18 protein-coding genes and 1 pseudogene are annotated in these 15,240 nt (G+C 30.4%); 12 read left to right on the top strand and 7 right to left on the bottom strand.

Annotated elements, in window-relative coordinates; all coding sequences use genetic code 11:
• Positions 1-133 precede the first annotated feature (133 nt).
• The 3 genes from CN946_RS11565 to CN946_RS11555 are packed head-to-tail and all read left to right on the top strand — an operon-like array spanning position 134 to position 1,164.
• Positions 134-505 carry a DUF2089 domain-containing protein gene (locus tag CN946_RS11565; protein ID WP_098861250.1) on the top strand — a complete coding sequence of 124 codons (372 nt, stop codon included), beginning with the start codon at positions 134-136 and terminating at the stop codon, positions 503-505.
• The gene (locus CN946_RS11560; RefSeq protein ID WP_098861249.1) at positions 505-891 is read left to right on the top strand and encodes a hypothetical protein; all 387 of its coding nucleotides are present in this window, start codon (positions 505-507) and stop codon (positions 889-891) included. Before CN946_RS11565 ends, CN946_RS11560 begins: the two co-directional genes overlap by 1 nt.
• A gap of 3 nt (positions 892-894) precedes the next feature.
• Positions 895-1,164, top strand: coding sequence for a hypothetical protein (locus tag CN946_RS11555; protein ID WP_098861248.1), 270 nt, complete (start codon positions 895-897; stop codon positions 1,162-1,164).
• A 127-nt stretch (positions 1,165-1,291) separates the two neighbouring features.
• On the opposite strand, the gene CN946_RS11550 is transcribed toward CN946_RS11555, so the two are convergent.
• On the bottom strand, positions 1,292-2,446 hold the full coding sequence (locus CN946_RS11550; protein WP_098861247.1) for a tyrosine-type recombinase/integrase: 1,155 nt from the start codon (positions 2,444-2,446) through the stop codon (positions 1,292-1,294).
• A gap of 285 nt (positions 2,447-2,731) precedes the next feature.
• On the opposite strand from CN946_RS11550, the gene CN946_RS11545 reads away from it, so the two are divergent.
• Positions 2,732-3,739, top strand: coding sequence for a helix-turn-helix domain-containing protein (locus CN946_RS11545; protein WP_098861246.1), 1,008 nt, complete (start codon positions 2,732-2,734; stop codon positions 3,737-3,739).
• 113 nt (positions 3,740-3,852) lie between these two features.
• On the top strand, positions 3,853-4,875 hold the full coding sequence (ltaE, locus tag CN946_RS11540; RefSeq protein ID WP_098861245.1) for a low-specificity L-threonine aldolase: 1,023 nt from the start codon (positions 3,853-3,855) through the stop codon (positions 4,873-4,875).
• Positions 4,876-5,118: 243 nt separating this feature from the next.
• Here the strand turns inward: ltaE and CN946_RS11535 are convergent, their stop codons facing one another.
• Together CN946_RS11535 and CN946_RS11530 are read right to left on the bottom strand one after the other, a co-directional pair.
• A complete protein-coding gene (locus CN946_RS11535) occupies positions 5,119-5,550 on the bottom strand; it encodes a hypothetical protein (protein WP_098861244.1) in 432 nt (143 codons plus the stop codon).
• On the bottom strand, positions 5,537-5,752 hold the full coding sequence (locus CN946_RS11530) for a helix-turn-helix transcriptional regulator (RefSeq protein ID WP_098861243.1): 216 nt from the start codon (positions 5,750-5,752) through the stop codon (positions 5,537-5,539). The genes CN946_RS11535 and CN946_RS11530 overlap by 14 nt, the downstream gene beginning before the upstream one ends.
• Before the next feature lie 131 nt (positions 5,753-5,883).
• On the opposite strand from CN946_RS11530, the gene CN946_RS11525 reads away from it, so the two are divergent.
• The 3 genes from CN946_RS11525 (at position 5,884) to CN946_RS11515 (ending at position 7,636) form a co-directional block, all read left to right on the top strand.
• Positions 5,884-6,387, top strand: coding sequence for a YybH family protein (locus CN946_RS11525; RefSeq protein ID WP_098861242.1), 504 nt, complete (start codon positions 5,884-5,886; stop codon positions 6,385-6,387).
• A 145-nt stretch (positions 6,388-6,532) separates the two neighbouring features.
• Positions 6,533-6,910 carry a DMP19 family protein gene (locus CN946_RS11520; protein ID WP_098861241.1) on the top strand — a complete coding sequence of 126 codons (378 nt, stop codon included), beginning with the start codon at positions 6,533-6,535 and terminating at the stop codon, positions 6,908-6,910.
• Between the two features lie 246 nt (positions 6,911-7,156).
• Positions 7,157-7,636, top strand: coding sequence for a PaaI family thioesterase (locus tag CN946_RS11515; RefSeq protein WP_098861240.1), 480 nt, complete (start codon positions 7,157-7,159; stop codon positions 7,634-7,636).
• A gap of 293 nt (positions 7,637-7,929) precedes the next feature.
• Here CN946_RS11515 and CN946_RS11510 read toward each other — a convergent pair whose 3' ends face one another.
• Together CN946_RS11510 and CN946_RS11505 are read right to left on the bottom strand one after the other, a co-directional pair.
• Positions 7,930-8,586, bottom strand: coding sequence for a phosphatase PAP2 family protein (locus tag CN946_RS11510; RefSeq protein ID WP_098861239.1), 657 nt, complete (start codon positions 8,584-8,586; stop codon positions 7,930-7,932).
• 218 nt (positions 8,587-8,804) lie between these two features.
• Complete coding sequence (locus CN946_RS11505) at positions 8,805-9,914, bottom strand: DedA family protein (protein ID WP_098861238.1); 1,110 nt, start codon at positions 9,912-9,914, stop codon at positions 8,805-8,807.
• A gap of 656 nt (positions 9,915-10,570) precedes the next feature.
• Here CN946_RS11505 and CN946_RS11500 point away from each other — a divergent pair.
• The 3 genes and pseudogenes from CN946_RS11500 (at position 10,571) to CN946_RS11490 (ending at position 13,402) form a co-directional block, all read left to right on the top strand.
• A complete protein-coding gene (locus CN946_RS11500) occupies positions 10,571-11,593 on the top strand; it encodes an ROK family transcriptional regulator (protein WP_483295388.1) in 1,023 nt (340 codons plus the stop codon).
• Between the two features lie 84 nt (positions 11,594-11,677).
• Positions 11,678-12,064 (top strand): annotated as a pseudogene (locus CN946_RS11495) (VOC family protein).
• 123 nt (positions 12,065-12,187) lie between these two features.
• Positions 12,188-13,402: an MFS transporter gene (locus CN946_RS11490; RefSeq protein WP_098861237.1), complete on the top strand. Its 1,215-nt coding sequence runs from the start codon at positions 12,188-12,190 to the stop codon at positions 13,400-13,402.
• Positions 13,403-13,673: 271 nt separating this feature from the next.
• Here CN946_RS11490 and CN946_RS11485 read toward each other — a convergent pair whose 3' ends face one another.
• Positions 13,674-13,874 carry a cold-shock protein gene (locus CN946_RS11485; RefSeq protein ID WP_025568369.1) on the bottom strand — a complete coding sequence of 67 codons (201 nt, stop codon included), beginning with the start codon at positions 13,872-13,874 and terminating at the stop codon, positions 13,674-13,676.
• 282 nt (positions 13,875-14,156) lie between these two features.
• On the opposite strand from CN946_RS11485, the gene CN946_RS11480 reads away from it, so the two are divergent.
• On the top strand, positions 14,157-14,624 hold the full coding sequence (locus CN946_RS11480) for a CarD family transcriptional regulator (protein WP_098861236.1): 468 nt from the start codon (positions 14,157-14,159) through the stop codon (positions 14,622-14,624).
• Between the two features lie 240 nt (positions 14,625-14,864).
• Here the strand turns inward: CN946_RS11480 and CN946_RS11475 are convergent, their stop codons facing one another.
• On the bottom strand, positions 14,865-15,077 hold the full coding sequence (locus CN946_RS11475; RefSeq protein ID WP_098861235.1) for a hypothetical protein: 213 nt from the start codon (positions 15,075-15,077) through the stop codon (positions 14,865-14,867).
• Positions 15,078-15,240: the final 163 nt, after the last annotated feature.

Genomic DNA, 15,240 nt, shown 5'->3' with positions numbered 1-15,240 from the left:
TAAATCAATTTATTTAATATACACATTTAATAATTTAATTAAAATATAATTTTTTATAAATATATTTAAATTTTTGTTTGAAAAATTAAATATATAGTGTATGATATGATTAAATAAAAGAAAGGAGAACAGTATGTCGTATCCTTTGCTCACTAATTGTCCTGTTTGCAGCAAGTCACTTAAAATTACTAAGCTACATTGTAATCATTGTCAGACAACGATCGAAAATGAATTTGAAGTATCAAGATTAGCTGCTCTAGGTCAAGAACAACTTCATTTTATTGAGATTTTTCTTAAATGCCGTGGAAATATCAAAGAGGTCGAAAAGGAGTTAGGAATTTCTTATCCGACTGTCAGAGGAAAATTAGATGAAATTATCTCTACTCTCGGATATTCCACTCAAAAGAAACCAGAAATAGATAAATCAAAAATTGTAACGTTATTGGAAAAAGGCGAAATTACGGCTGAGAAAGCCATACAATTATTAAAAGAGGGGGACTTATAATGAAAGACGAGATTTCAAGAATCTTAACGTTGATGGAAGAAGGAAAGATTGATAAGGATAAAGCAAGTGAATTAATTAATATCTTACAAGATAAAGATCAGCCAGAACGCGTTTCTTTAAAAAAAGAACCATATGGAAATAAAATATTAAAAATTCGTGTGAACTCTGAAGTAGGTGACAATGTTAATGTTAATGTGCCAATTAATCTTGTGAAGGCTGTTTTAAAAGTAGGTACAAATATTGCAGAAAAAATTCCTGAGGCTGAAAAATATGTAAAAGATATTAACGTTGATCTTCTAATCGAAGCAATCGAAAACGAAATGGTCGGACAAATCGTTGACATCACTTCATCTAACGGTGATAAAGTTTTTGTTGTAATTGAGTAGATTATGATAAAGGTCAAGTTGAAAATAGAAGGAAAGCGTTTCTCCATTCCTGTTCCTTATGCAGTTTTAAATTTAGCTAGTGTGATCATCACATCAAAATTGCTTAATCGTTTAATTAATAAAGCAATTAATAAAAATGGCAGTAAATTCAATTTACCTGAAATTGATAGAAAAGATTTGAAGCCTTTACTACAGGGGCTTTCAAAAAATAGTGGACTAATCCTTGTTGATACGAAATTAAAAGATGGAACAGAAGTAGTAGTAAAGCTTTAATGTACAATCTTTTAGATACTAACTTATATTTTCGCAAATTGTTCTATATAATTACTTATAATAATATTATGTAAACTAATATTATTATAAAAAGAAACCCCTTTTTAAAAAAATGGGGTTTTTCTTATTAATAATCATCATCATCCCAAACATTACTTGCATTTTGAGTTCGATTCATCATTTTTGCTAAATAAAGTTCAGTCGTTTGAATACTTTCGTGACCTAAACTTCGACTAACTTGATAAATGCTTGCACCTTTCTCAATTGAACGACATGCATAATGATGTCGGAAGAAGTGAGGACTAATATTGTTCGTTCGATTATGTTCTTTTACAAAAGGCAACTCAGAATCTTTTATCATTTCAATTACATATTTTGATAAATATTTATACGAATAATGTTGATTCAGTTTATTTGGAAAGAATGGACTTGAATCTGTTTTTGAAATGAGATTAGATAGACCACGTCTACTCCTTAGTTTACATAAATCTACAAATACATGATTTAATAATTTAACTTCACGTTTTTTATTTCCTTTTCCAATAATTTCGAGCCAATAACCGTTTGAATCCTTTGTAACTTTACCCCAATTTGCCTCTGCTAGTTCCCGAATTCTCATGCCAGTTGTAGCTAATAATTTGATTATAGTCGTTTTTAAAATATTTCCATTATAAAAATTCAATAACGCTTTAACTTCACTTTCTTCTAAATCGCGATTTGGTAAGTCATCTTTTGTAATTTTTGCATTCAATATTCGAGTATATAAAGGTATTTGAACATAATGACTATCAAATAAAAACTTAAAAAAACTTTTTAATATGACAAGTTTTCTTGAAAGAGTAGTAACACGATATTGTTGCTTGTTCGAACCGTATTGATAAGTAGATAGCCATTGTTGATAGGAATCAATATGTCTTTGTTTTAAATTTTTGAAAAATGAAGTCTCTATATAAGATTCTACATCCTGACGCAAAAATTCTTCACTCTTCATCAAGTATCGAAAAAACTGCATTAGCTCTCGTATGTATTCCATCTTTGTACTATCTTTTCGTTGTTTTGATTTTTGAATATCTTTTCTTTGATGGACAAAGTAATAGATCATATCTAAATCAGAAAAACCTTCATAGATCATACGATGATTTTTTTCATTTTCAAACTTTGTTTGTAGAAGAATAGGGAAGTATGTTTCATCTATTAAATACTCAATTATGTTGGATTCATTTAAATTCGTAGTTGGTAAATGCACTGAATTTGTAATAAGTAGGCTTGATTTTACTAACATACTACTCACCTCATAATCTATTATACATAAATTATGCTATTTATAGTATTAATTCGGATATTTTTTCCATTTAAATAATTAACTTCAATATTTTAAAAATATTTAAATGCATGAAATGATTAAGGTAGAAAAATACACTATTATTCTACTTTAAACAAACTTTGTATAATTATTTATTTATAAATAAATTGATTTAATTGTATCTATTTAATTGCTTTTTAACAATTTGTTGGAAATAATTATGATATAATGAGTCTATAAAACAATGAAAAAGGAAGAATTCAAATGTTAGAACAAGATCATAAAATGAAAGAGATTGTTACAACAAATGAGGCTGTAGAACTGTTAGGTGTATCGAAACAAACGATTTACAATTATGTAAAGGCTGGAAAACTTAATCTTGTTTATGAAGATTGGCAAATCGATGGGACGATGAGGTTTTACCTAGAGGATCTTAATCAGTTAAAGTCCCAAACTGTAAAACCGTTAGGACTAACTGTTCTTGAAACAGCTAATTTATTAGGAGTATCGAAAGCAACAATCCATCAATATATAAAAAATGGGAAAATTAACGCATGTAAAGTAAATTTTAAAGGTAGACTAACTGTATTTATTCAAGAAGAAGAAATTGAAAATCTAAAATTCTCACAAAAAAATGCATCCAGAAAAAAGTCTTTTTTTACAAAGGACTTAGAATTTTACTTATTCGGATTATATGAAATTCCAAACTCGAACGAAAAAGCCCGTATCATTGAGCTTAATGAGAACACTGAGATTGTAGCAAAAACGAATATGGGTGAACTTTTAAATAAAGAAGAACTTACAAGCCGCGGTTTTAGAAAAGCTTATGATATGAAGAAAGCCAGTCATAGTACAAAAAGAGGTATGATTTCATTTCAATTTCCAATACCACAGTCAATTAGTGCCCCGATTTTTGGCATTATTGATTCATTTTATAAACATATTGGACATCAAAATATGAATCTTTATATAATGAACAACTCAATTAAAGTCGAAATAAAACCAATTAAACTACCTTATCTTGATGCCAAAATTGAACAAGATTTTGAAATTTTACAAAACTGTTTAATTGATGGTAAGCTTTCTACTAGACCAGGTTTTATTGTGTTTACGAGTAATCAAGAACAACTAACTATTTTTGTGAAAGATTCAATAAAAGAAAAGATTAAACAAATTGCACTAGAACATCATACTGGAATTGAGGATATTACTGAGAAGGTTTTGCTTATGGGTTTAAAGGAATTTGAAAAAAACAACTCATTTAATGAATAAAATCACCCGCCAATTTCCGACAATGAGATGGATACTTGTATTATAAATCAAATCTCGATGCGTCTATTAAACTAGTTTAGATAATTCTGAAAATAGTAAAAAGGGGAATGGAAATGAAGTTTATCGATTTAAGAAGTGACACTGTAACCAATCCTACAGATGAAATGAGACAAGCCATGTTTTTAGCCGAAGTCGGCGATGATGTTTATGGGGATGATCCAACTGTACAAAAATTAGAAATTCTAGCTGCTTCTATGATTGGAAAAGAAGCTGCTTTATTTATACCAAGTGGAACATTTGGTAATCAGCTTGCATTGTTTACACATTGTGATCGAGGTACTGAAGTCATTCTTGGAGAGGATTGTCATATATTCGAACATGAAGTAGGTGCTGCATCAATCATTGCAGGAGTTCACTTAAGAACATTACAAACAACTCATGGCAAAATGGATATTAATCGAATTAAACATTCTATCCGACCAGATGACATCCATTATCCAGAAACTTCATTAATCTGTTTAGAAAATGCCTATTCAAATGGATCAGTAGTTGATATCGACTATATGAAGCAAGTCTATAGCATTGCAAAAGATGCAAATATTCCTCTGCATTTAGATGGCGCAAGAATTTTTAATGCTGCTACTTATTTAAAAACGGACGTTAAAGAATTATCTCAATATAGTGACTCAGTAATGTTTTGTTTATCAAAAGGACTTTGTGCCCCAGTAGGTTCAATACTTGCTGGAAGTAAAGAATTTATTGAAAAAGCGAAAAAGAAACGTAAATTACTAGGTGGCGGCTGGAGACAATCTGGATTTTTAGCAGCCGCTGGTATAATCGCATTAGAAAAAATGACAAAACGATTACATGAAGATCATGAAAATGCCGAATATTTAGCTAATAAACTATCTGAAATCCCAGGAATTAATGTTGACACATCTCAACTTCATATCAATTTAGTATTCTTCCAAATGAAAGATCTGAGAAGAAGTCCTGAAGAAATTGAACAAATTTTTAAAGAGAACGGAATTATTATTTTTGCGCCGGATGAAGATGGTATGATGCGTTTTGCTACTCATTACTGGATTACGAAAAATGATATTGATAAAGTAATTGAAGTGATGAAAACAATCTAATTTTGGGCGTGAAATTTTAAAAAAGAGGAAAATTCCTCTTTTTTATTTTGAGGACATTTAAATTAGATGGTGAACTTTTTATTCAACTAGTTGACAGTTTAGTAGATTAAGAAATTTTCAAATAAAGGATATAATTTTTATTATACATAACATTATATAAGTGGGGGAAATGTTTTTGAATAATTTTTATGTCTGAGCTAAAACCTACTGTGTCGGTACAGAAAGTTGAGTACATGAATTATATTACATCTCTTTATAAAACTTTAAACGGTAATAACTGTTATATCCAAGGAAAAACAAATATGCAATAACTAATAGCAACAACTTTTTAAAATCAAGATCCATCAATGAAAATGCTAAAATTAAAGCTCCAAACACGATAACCATCATGTCATATGCTTTCGCCTTTGCTTGATTGGCGATTGGCAAATTACGCTCATCTTTCTTGTTAATCTCTATCTGCTTTGCTGCGACAGCATTATTTTTCATAACCAATCGGATCAATATTTCTCCTATACCGTGACTAAAAAAACTACAACCAAGACCAAAACAAATATAAGGCAACACTTGCTGCAAACCTTGTGGATTTTCATTTGTTTTGATGAAGTATATACCACCTAATAGTAGTGCTAAGGCTACTACGGTAAGATAATAAATCGAATTAGTTTTTTTCATTAACTTCATCCTCCTCATAAATAAAAATTTCTTCGATACTCATACCAAAAAAACGAGCAATCTTGAACGCTAAAAGGATAGATGGGTTATAACGCCCGTTTTCTAGTGAACCGATCGTTTGCCTTGACACTTCAAGAGCTGTTGCTAATTCCTCTTGTTTTATTCCGCGTTGTTTACGGATTTCTTCTAAACGGTTTAACAACGTGTTCCCCCCTTTGTTATGGAAAGTTAACTTTCCGTAGAGTAAGTTTATCGTGCAACAAGTGTAATGTCAAGCGTACTTTCCATGAGGACAGCTTTGTGCAAACTCGCAGTTTACTTTAAGAGGGAAAAATGTTTGAATATAGAATTCATCATATAGAAACTATTATTCCAATTAGTAAGGAGATGGATTTAATGACGGGGAGTTTTTTTAAAGTACAGGACGTTCTTGAAAATTATAAATCAGCAGTTTACGAAAAAGATGTTGAAAGATTCATATCTTTGTATGCTCCCGATATACATATTTATGATTGCTGGGGGAATTGGGAGTGCAAGGGTATTTCCTCATGGAAGGAAGATGTGGAAGATTGGTTTAATGGATTGAGTGTGGATGGTGTTTTACTTAAAGTAGATTTTAATGACTTAGTAGTTGAAGAAGATTCGAATCTCGCATTTGTTCATTGTGCTGTAACATTTGCTGCTCATCATGAAGAATCTGGAGAGAAACTTCGTCAAATGACAAATCGGTTCACATATGGTTTAAAGAAAGTGAACGAATCTTGGGTTATAGCTCATCAACATTCATCATTGCCTATAAATATGGAAACTGGTAAGGGGAGTTTAAGGACGGGCTAAAAAAACTGCACTAAATGACAATATAGTTATATAAGATTTAAGAATAATGTAGAAGTTCAAACGCGAAGAAATATATTATTATTTAGATATTAAGTTTTATAATTTTTAAGTTCAAGCAACTATACATGTCAGAGGAGTTCATCAATTGAAAAATACAGAGGATTTATATTTAGAGATGACTGATAAAATTATTGAAAAAGAAAGTGTACATGGAATTGAGGTACTAAGTCAAAATGAAAGAAATTTTTATTTAGTCGATCGTCTCTTAATGGAATTGAATAACGGTGGATTTGATCAATATTTCTTAAATTGGACTGGTGAGCATTGGCAAGAAACTGTTTCGATCTTAGATAATTTAGGAATTAGTTTCTTATCTAATTTAGTTAAAAAAGCTAATGAAATCTATCGAAGTGATAAATCAGAAGATGATATTCTTGATGAACTTAGTGAAGTAGATAATGAATTTTATAATAATTTGAACTATGAAGATACATATGAAAAAGTAATGAAATTGTTCAACTAATGTTTGAATAAATGACGTTTTACCGCTAGTAGTTCCCCTTGTAAACTATTCTTCATTATCGATAGTTAGTTAATTTTAAACTTGTAAAATATTACTCTACATTAAAAGTATAGTTAATATTAACGGAATTATCAGGAAACTATTGTGGATTAGAAAAACCTTGTATATATTTAAAGTACAATATGGCCGAACGATTGCTCATATGTATGATGGTTTTATTTAAAAAGTTATTAAGGAGGATGAATGATGGAAGAAGTAATTGAAAAAGCAATTCAAGATATCTACCCAGATGATTTCGCTTGGTGTTATGGATGTGGTCGATTAAATAAAGATGGTCATCATCTTCGCACTGGTTGGCAAGGTGATAAAACTGTTACGATCTTTATACCGGAATCAAAGTATATGGGAATTCCAGGTTTTATTTATGGTGGATTAATAGCTTCGTTAATTGATTGTCATGGGACAGGCTCTGCCTCACTTGCTTTACACCGTAAGAATGGAAACGAAATAGGAGATGGCTCAGTACCACCTAGATTTGTAACTGCTGCCCTCAATGTGGAATACCTTAAACCAACTCCACAAGATGTTCCACTAAAAGCAGTTGGAACTGTTGAAGAAATCCATCCTAAAAAATGGAAGGTTCATACAGAATTATTCGCGAATGAAATTCTTTGTGCTCGTGGTGAGGTAGTTCTTGTTGTAATGCCTAGTACATTTTTAAAATAAAAACCCTTATAAATTCTCGTTTTTTTGAAAATGTAGGTGCCTCACTCACTGTAAAAACTATAAGTGATTTAGTGGATTATGTAGAACAAATACTTGAAAAGCCATATTATTTATATAAAGGTTTTAGTTCTCAGTTAATCGTAAACGATATTTTTATAGGAAGATCATAATATCAGTAAAATGAAAAAGAGAGAGTAAAGGTACTCTCTCTTTTTCGTTTGGATAATGAAAGAATACCTTCATCAATCCGAACAAATTTTAAATTTCTTTTTTTAAAATAAGTAACAAAACCTTCAAGCGCAATGTTTTCGTTCATATTGCTTTTCTTTATAACGCTGATAATACCAAATTGCAGTACTAATCCAAAATCCTCCAGTAAAGTAACCAGCAATTACATCGCTTGGAAAATGAACACCTAAATAAATTCTGCTTATACCAATTAAAAGAATCATAATTAAACTTATTATTATTAATAGAGAACGCCCAAATTTTGTACGAATATTTCTCCACAATATAAATGCTAAGATTCCATAAACTGTCATAGCGTTAGTTGCATGCCCACTCGGAAAACTATATCCACTTATTTCAATTAAACGGTGTAATTCAGGTCTCGCCCTATGAAAGAAGAGTTTTAATAAAATACAAAGAATATTTGAGCCAATAAGAGCAGCAATAAATAATATTAATTCAGAACGGTGATCTAAAACTTTATAAAGAAAATATAGAATACTAATAGAAAGTACAATAATAAATACGCTTGAACCTAAAAAAGTTATTATTTTCATAAAAGATGTCATAACCGGAGATTCAAGTCCTTGTATAAAGTTAATAACTGTACTATCAAAATGATAAAAACTATGATTGCTCACTAGTAAAGCCATGAGTCCGAAACCAAAAAGTGACAAAAGACTAATTAAAAAAGCAATCGACAAAAAATATTTTAAATTCATTTAAAAAACCTCAAATTTACAAAGTTGAAATTGGATCTTACTAACTATAAAGGAAAACATTTGGAGATCTTTTAATACTCCTTGATTTTAAATAAATTAATGTCTAAATGGCGCCTTTGTTTGGAAATGTCTTATATTGTTGTATGAGACGTAGTATTTCAAGTAGTAATAAGTTTAAAAATAACCATGCAGCTCCATATGTGTATCCTGCTATAATATCACTTGGAATTTGAATTGAGAAATATATATTTGCTACTCCAATTAATATTAAAAGAAATAAAACGATAATTGGAATGATCAATTTGATTCGAGTAAAGATATCGTTTTTTATCGTTTTTTAAATGGCGTAACAATACAAAAACAAAAAAACCATAGACGACAATTGACATAAAAGATTGTTCATTTGGAAACTCAAAATGTAATAAAGAGCCGGAATTAGGTTTTAAATAATGAAATATATGTGTAATTATTTCTTTGAATATCACACCACCAACAATAGATGTTATAAAAAATAAGAATTCCAATATTAAATTTCTCTTATTAACAAATAGTAAGATTAAAGAAACCATTGAAATAATAAGCAAAATTAAAGGTATTTGAAGAACAAGTAATCCCTTCATTATGAAAGTCCAGTTGTCTCCAAAGAGTTCGTTTATGATATATATACTAACTTCATTTAACTCTTTAAAATCATTGTGTAAATATTGTTCACCCAATCCTAAAGTAAAAATAAGCATACTTAAAAACAAAACAGAAAGGCATATAATAAAAATTTTCATTCTTTTTAATGATAAAAAAAAACGAGTTGAAAATGAAGTTATATAATTATTTAAAAAGTATTTAAAAGATGTTTTGTATCTCCTTAACAAGAATAAAATTACAATAAAAATTAGAAGACCAACTATTCCTATTCCAAGGTATTTACTTGCAGAATGATGAAATTTTTCCCACTGAGGACCAAGAACCTTACCAAGAGTGACAAAGGTAATAGACCAAAGAAACGCACCAATATATGCATTTCGTGCAAATATTTTAAAAGGTAATCGGGATATCCCACTAAAATACCCAGTAAAATGGCGAATTCCAGGTATAAAAAAAGCGAATACCAAGAGTTTATTACCATGATAATCAAACCATTTTGCCGTTTTATTATATCTTTCAGGACCAAAATGTATATATTTTCCGTACTTTAAAATAAGATTATAACCGAATCTATTACCAATTAAATAAGATACAGTAATTCCAATAATAGCACCCAATGTTGCTAAGAAAATAGAAAGTATATAACTCATTTTACCCTGGTATATTAGATACCCCGTATAACTCATAGTGATTTCTCCTGAAATAGGTAATGCAATAAGTTCAAGTAGATTCACTGCAAATAATAAAAGATAACGATGGTGTTTTATTAATGTAAGAAGTATGGACAAAGTATTTTTCCCTTTCTAATTACATAAGTATTTATTTGAATTCGTTGTTATATAGAAGTTCTTGATTATTAGAAACTATACAAATATTAGAAATGAAAATTATATTTTGTTTTGGATTACTAGCATCCTCATTTTAGTAAGTATGCTTTGTTCCCAAGAATCTCCCACTTCAAACAACCTGTAAGGGTGTTAAGTGGTGAGTAGTTCAATGCAACTATCTTAGTATGGTAAAGATATAAGTTAAAGTTCTTGGTATCTAAATTTAGGTTAACCAAAATGAGATATCAAATGTACTAGGTTTTATTAGTATTTGCATTTACTGTAAATATTGGTATATATGTGATTTAGAGCAACTGTTTTCAGTTGCTTATTTTTTATAAATGAAAGTAAAAGATATCTTACTAAAAAAAACATAAAATGTATGATTTGTACTCAAAAAAAATCTAAATATCTCTATTTATTCAATTTCAATTGTGTTAATAAAAAGTATATGGTAAATTTAGGTCATTAACTTATTAAAGACAATTAATAAGTTTTTTAAGGTGGTGAATTTAGTGAATGAATTTTTAGCAACTCCTAGCAATATGAAGAAAATGGTTCTTCGTGGTATTCGTACAACGCTTTTAAAACTAGGAAGTGCAACTAAAGTTGAATTAAGTCAAAGGCTAGAAATTAGTTTTCCTACAATTAGTAAGTTTCTAACAGAAATGGAAAAAGAAGGAGAAATTCTTTTAGTTGGTTTAGATAACTCTAGTGGTGGAAGAAGAGCAAAAAGATATTCTTATAATCCTGAACATATGTTAGGATTGGTAGTATTTTTAGAAAAAACAGAAACGAATTATAAAATTTTTAATTGTGTCGGTGAAATAAAGGAAACAGGCAAAGTGCCCAGTGCATTAATAGATAATAGTTTACATTTTTTAACAACGACCATTGAAAATATAATAAGTAAATATCCAAAAATCAGTTCAATGTCTATTGGAGTTCCCGCAGCGGTTAATAATGGAAAAATGTTTTATATTCCAGGATATGAACAGTTTCAAAACATTAATTTAAAAGAATATTATGAGGAACATTTTTCGATCCCTGTCATAGTTGAGAACGATATGAATGCAGCTGTTTTGGGTTTTCACAATAATAGAGGGGTAAAAGATAAACAATCTCTTGTTTATTTGTATTCAGGACAAAACGGTCCAGGTGCAGGAATTATGGTAAACGGTGATGTGGTTAGAGGTAGTACTTTTTTCTCTGGAGAGGTTTCATTTGTGCCTCAGTATGATGAAAGAAATTTCGGGCAGGCGTTAGTAAATGGAAAAGGACATAAAAACCTAATCATAAGTGAGGATTATGAAATTGATGCAATCAGTAGGCTAGTTGCCTCATTTGTAGCGATTATTAACCCTCATATCATCATTTTTTGTAAGAATGAAGTTGAAAACGTAATATTAGATAAAATTAGAATGGCTAGCTCAAATTATATTCCGTCTGAACATCTTCCTGCACTTACGACGAGTGATTGGAAACAAGACTATTTAGTTGGCTTACAAAGTCTTTGCCTAAAACTTATGATTGATTGACTAATGAAAAGATATTCATATAAGGTGTTGATCCTCATTTAATACTAAAATTTTTAAATAATAATATAGGGGAGTGATAAATAAATGAAAATTGAACATGTTGCTATATGGGTTAAGGACTTGGAAGGTATGAGGGAATTTTATGAAACTTTTTTTAATTGTAAGTCAAACAATAAATATCATAATAGTGTAAAGAAATTTGAATCTTATTTTCTTACTTTTGAATCTGGTGCACGATTAGAAATTATGCGTAAAGAGGGTATTGTTAAGACGAATCCCCCATGATCAAATTGGTTGGGCTCATATTGCCATTTCCTTAGGAAGTGAAGACGCCGTCAATCAGATGAGTGGCAAATCAAATTTAAAAATAGCGGTTATCCTTTTATTAATGGTCCACGTATGACTGGTGATGGGTACTATGAGAGTGTTATTAAAGATCCTGAAGGGAATCTTATTAAATTGACTGTTTAACTTATTAAAGATGTTAAATAAGCAATTGATTCGGCACTTTTTAAACAAGTTTAATAAGTTTGTTTATTTCATTCTTTTTAACCGCGTTTAAAAAGTTTTTAATTTAATAATAGGAGGTTAAGTATGGATACTTCATTAAATAGCCGCCAAATTCAATTATGGCGGGTCGCAATTTATTTCATTTTTGCACTGACTGGATTTGCATTCGCATCATGGGTATCTCGCACGCCAGCAATTAGGGATGCTTTAGGATCTACAACAGCAGAGATGGGTGTAATCATATTTGGGCTTTCCGTAGGATCGATAATTGGATTGATAAGTGCCAGTATTCTTATTGCTCAAAAAGGCGGACGTTTTGTCATGTTTTTTGGTCTATTAGTGGTTTCAATTGGACTCTTAGTTGTTGGAATCAGCGGTTCATGGCTGACAAATAGTATTTTAGTATTTTTAGGACTAATCGTTTTTGGTTTTGGGCAAGGAATATGTGATGTAGCGATGAATGTAGAGGGAACTGCAGTTGAGAGAGCTGCACAAAAGTCGCTCTTAACGGGTTTTCATGCTGCATTTAGCTTGGGTACGCTTCTTGGAGCACTGGTTGGTTCGACAATGACTAAGTCAGGAATCTCTGTACCTATTCACTTGTCAATTACTGCCTTAGTTATCGTTTTGACTGTTTTCTATTTATACCCTTTCATACCTGCCGACACAGGTAAAGAAGTTGCTAGTGACTCTGATAAAGTAAACCGAGCGAAAGAATATATAACTGTATGGAAAGAGCGACGCACAGTAATGATTGGTATCATAGTACTTGGAATGGCTTTCGTTGAAGGTTCTGCTAATGACTGGCTACCACTTATTATGGTTGATGGCTACAATGTTACGCCAGCTATGGGTTCCATTGCATATGGTATTTTTGTCGGTTCAATGACTATTGGACGTGCAATAGGTGATAAAATATTAGATCGTTTCGGTCGAGTTATCGTTTTGCGTGCATCAGCACTTTTGGCTTTTGTAGGACTGATTATTGTTATAATGAGCCATAGTTTCGTGGTAGCAACGATTGGTATTGTTTTCTGGGGACTCGGGGCAGCATTTGGCTTTCCAGTTGGACTGTCCGCTGCAGGAGACGATCCTCATAGAGTAGCTGCAAGAGTAAGTGCAGTATCGACGGCTGGTTACCTAGCATTCCTAGTAGGACCACCATTTTTAGGCATTATTGGTGAACATGTAGGACTACTTCGCGCTCTGATTTTCGTTCTTATTGCTGTAACGATCTCTGGACTGCTTTCAAAAGCTGCGAAACCGATTGGGAGACAAAATAAATTGGAAATGGATTAGAAAGTATCTAACTCTATAAAATTGTAGTTTGAAAGTATTGCTCCTGGAGTCTTAACATATTTAAACAACGAATAGAGGATTATCGTTTAACGATTTTCTTTTAGTAGAAATTTGTATATCCATTTTTTATAGGCTATAATACATTAAACCATTTCTTTACCTGAGCTCCACGTTTAAATCCCCTCTATTCTTATATGAATAGGGGGTTTTGTTTTTATTAAATAAAAAAAGTCAGATTCTACTATGAGAATCCGACTTTTAATTTTTTTAATTATGCTTTTTTAACGTTAGTTGCTTGAGGTCCGCGTTGTCCTTGTTCTACATCAAATGTAACTGCTTGACCTTCATCTAATGATTTAAATCCGTCAGTTTGAATTGCTGAGAAGTGAACGAACACATCATCACCATTTTCACGCTCGATGAATCCAAAACCTTTTTCTGCATTAAACCATTTTACTTTACCTTGTTCCATTTTCATTTCCTCCTAGTGCGCTTTACACACGTTGTTATAATTCAATCTTAACATTAAATGTAAAAATAAGCAAGTTCACCTAAATATTGGTGAAATTACATATTTTATATGATCAATTTTCACTTAATTCTTAGACATTAATTTTAAAAATAAAAACACTAGCTAAAAAAATTCATTTACTTATTGACATATCTTATTTAATATTGATAAAATATTTATTTTGACAAAAAAATAATTAATGTTATGCTTATATAGGTTCATAATTAAATGGGGGTGTAGATAATGTTTGAAGTTGGTGATAACATTTTTTATCCAATGCAAGGAGCAGGTGTAATCGAATCTATTCAAGAAAAAGAAGTACAAGGTGAAATACAGCATTATTTTATTATTAGACTACTAATTAAAAAGATGGAAGTAATGATTCCAATTTCAAAAATGAGTAATTCAAGAATTCGAATGGTCGTTGATTCTAATACACTCGACAATATATTAATAAATTTTCATAATGGAGAATCTGATCGTTCTCTATCATACAAACAAAGATTTAAGCTAAATAGTGAGAAAATGAAAACAGGTAATATTGAAGAAGGCGCAGAAGTAGTACGTGATTTAATGCGTATAGATAAAGAAAAATCTCTTAATTCAAGTGAAAAACAAATGTTAGGTAACGCAAGTAAAATTTTTATAAGCGAACTTGAATTAGTTAAAGGGATATCAGAAAGCCAAGCCAAAGAACTATTATTCGGGTAAAAAATCTTCAACTCAACTTACGAAGGAAAATTACAGAAATTCAAATTTTCAAATCGTGTATGAAACGAAACCCCTTTTATAAGACATTAGCTCCATTCACTTTATGCTAGTGTTCCTACTTTTAAATTCCATTTAGAATATAATGTTGCTAATTTAAAAATTAATCCATTATATATTGAATAACTGAAATCGAGTATCTATTTCATATTTAACTTGTTCAACAATAAAAAAACATCCAATTTATTTGGATGCATATTTAAGTATTCCGCTTAAAAAAAGTGAATCTTCTAACAGTGTACACTCTTTTAGTTTGATTAATCCATCTAGTTCTAGTTCCTTAGCTAGTTTTTCAATCATATTTGTATCATTTTCCAAGGAATTTTTTATGTTGAATATAAAGAAATTTCCTCTTGTTGCAAGTCGAAGGTTCTTTAATAGATTTTCCTTACTCATTTTCACATCTCCCTTCTAAATTATATAATTCGACACAGAAGAGGTGTTGTCCTGTAAATTCAATTAAATTACAAATTATTTGTAGGATGATTATTTTATGTTCAGATTATAACGCTAATAATTCTCATACACTTTCAATATACAAATACACATAGTATTGTGA

The sequence above is a fragment of the Bacillus sp. AFS053548 genome (assembly GCF_002575105.1).
Lineage (GTDB): Bacteria > Bacillota > Bacilli > Bacillales > Bacillaceae_G > Gottfriedia.
This window is presented reverse-complemented; position numbering and strand designations above follow the sequence as displayed.

Coding starts and splice junctions, on each gene's coding strand:
- CN946_RS11550 (WP_098861247.1), bottom strand. CDS start 2,446: ATGTTAGTAAAATCAAGCCTACTTATTACAAATTCAGTGCATTTACCA.
- CN946_RS11510 (WP_098861239.1), bottom strand. CDS start 8,586: ATGAATTTAAAATATTTTTTGTCGATTGCTTTTTTAATTAGTCTTTTG.
- CN946_RS11535 (WP_098861244.1), bottom strand. CDS start 5,550: ATGAAAAAAACTAATTCGATTTATTATCTTACCGTAGTAGCCTTAGCA.
- CN946_RS11525 (WP_098861242.1), top strand. CDS start 5,884: ATGTTTGAATATAGAATTCATCATATAGAAACTATTATTCCAATTAGT.
- CN946_RS11475 (WP_098861235.1), bottom strand. CDS start 15,077: ATGAGTAAGGAAAATCTATTAAAGAACCTTCGACTTGCAACAAGAGGA.
- CN946_RS11485 (WP_025568369.1), bottom strand. CDS start 13,874: ATGGAACAAGGTAAAGTAAAATGGTTTAATGCAGAAAAAGGTTTTGGA.
- CN946_RS11565 (WP_098861250.1), top strand. CDS start 134: ATGTCGTATCCTTTGCTCACTAATTGTCCTGTTTGCAGCAAGTCACTT.
- CN946_RS11505 (WP_098861238.1), bottom strand. CDS start 9,914: ATGAGTTATACGGGGTATCTAATATACCAGGGTAAAATGAGTTATATA.
- CN946_RS11480 (WP_098861236.1), top strand. CDS start 14,157: ATGTTTGAAGTTGGTGATAACATTTTTTATCCAATGCAAGGAGCAGGT.
- ltaE (WP_098861245.1), top strand. CDS start 3,853: ATGAAGTTTATCGATTTAAGAAGTGACACTGTAACCAATCCTACAGAT.
- CN946_RS11515 (WP_098861240.1), top strand. CDS start 7,157: ATGGAAGAAGTAATTGAAAAAGCAATTCAAGATATCTACCCAGATGAT.
- CN946_RS11545 (WP_098861246.1), top strand. CDS start 2,732: ATGTTAGAACAAGATCATAAAATGAAAGAGATTGTTACAACAAATGAG.
- CN946_RS11555 (WP_098861248.1), top strand. CDS start 895: ATGATAAAGGTCAAGTTGAAAATAGAAGGAAAGCGTTTCTCCATTCCT.
- CN946_RS11490 (WP_098861237.1), top strand. CDS start 12,188: ATGGATACTTCATTAAATAGCCGCCAAATTCAATTATGGCGGGTCGCA.
- CN946_RS11560 (WP_098861249.1), top strand. CDS start 505: ATGAAAGACGAGATTTCAAGAATCTTAACGTTGATGGAAGAAGGAAAG.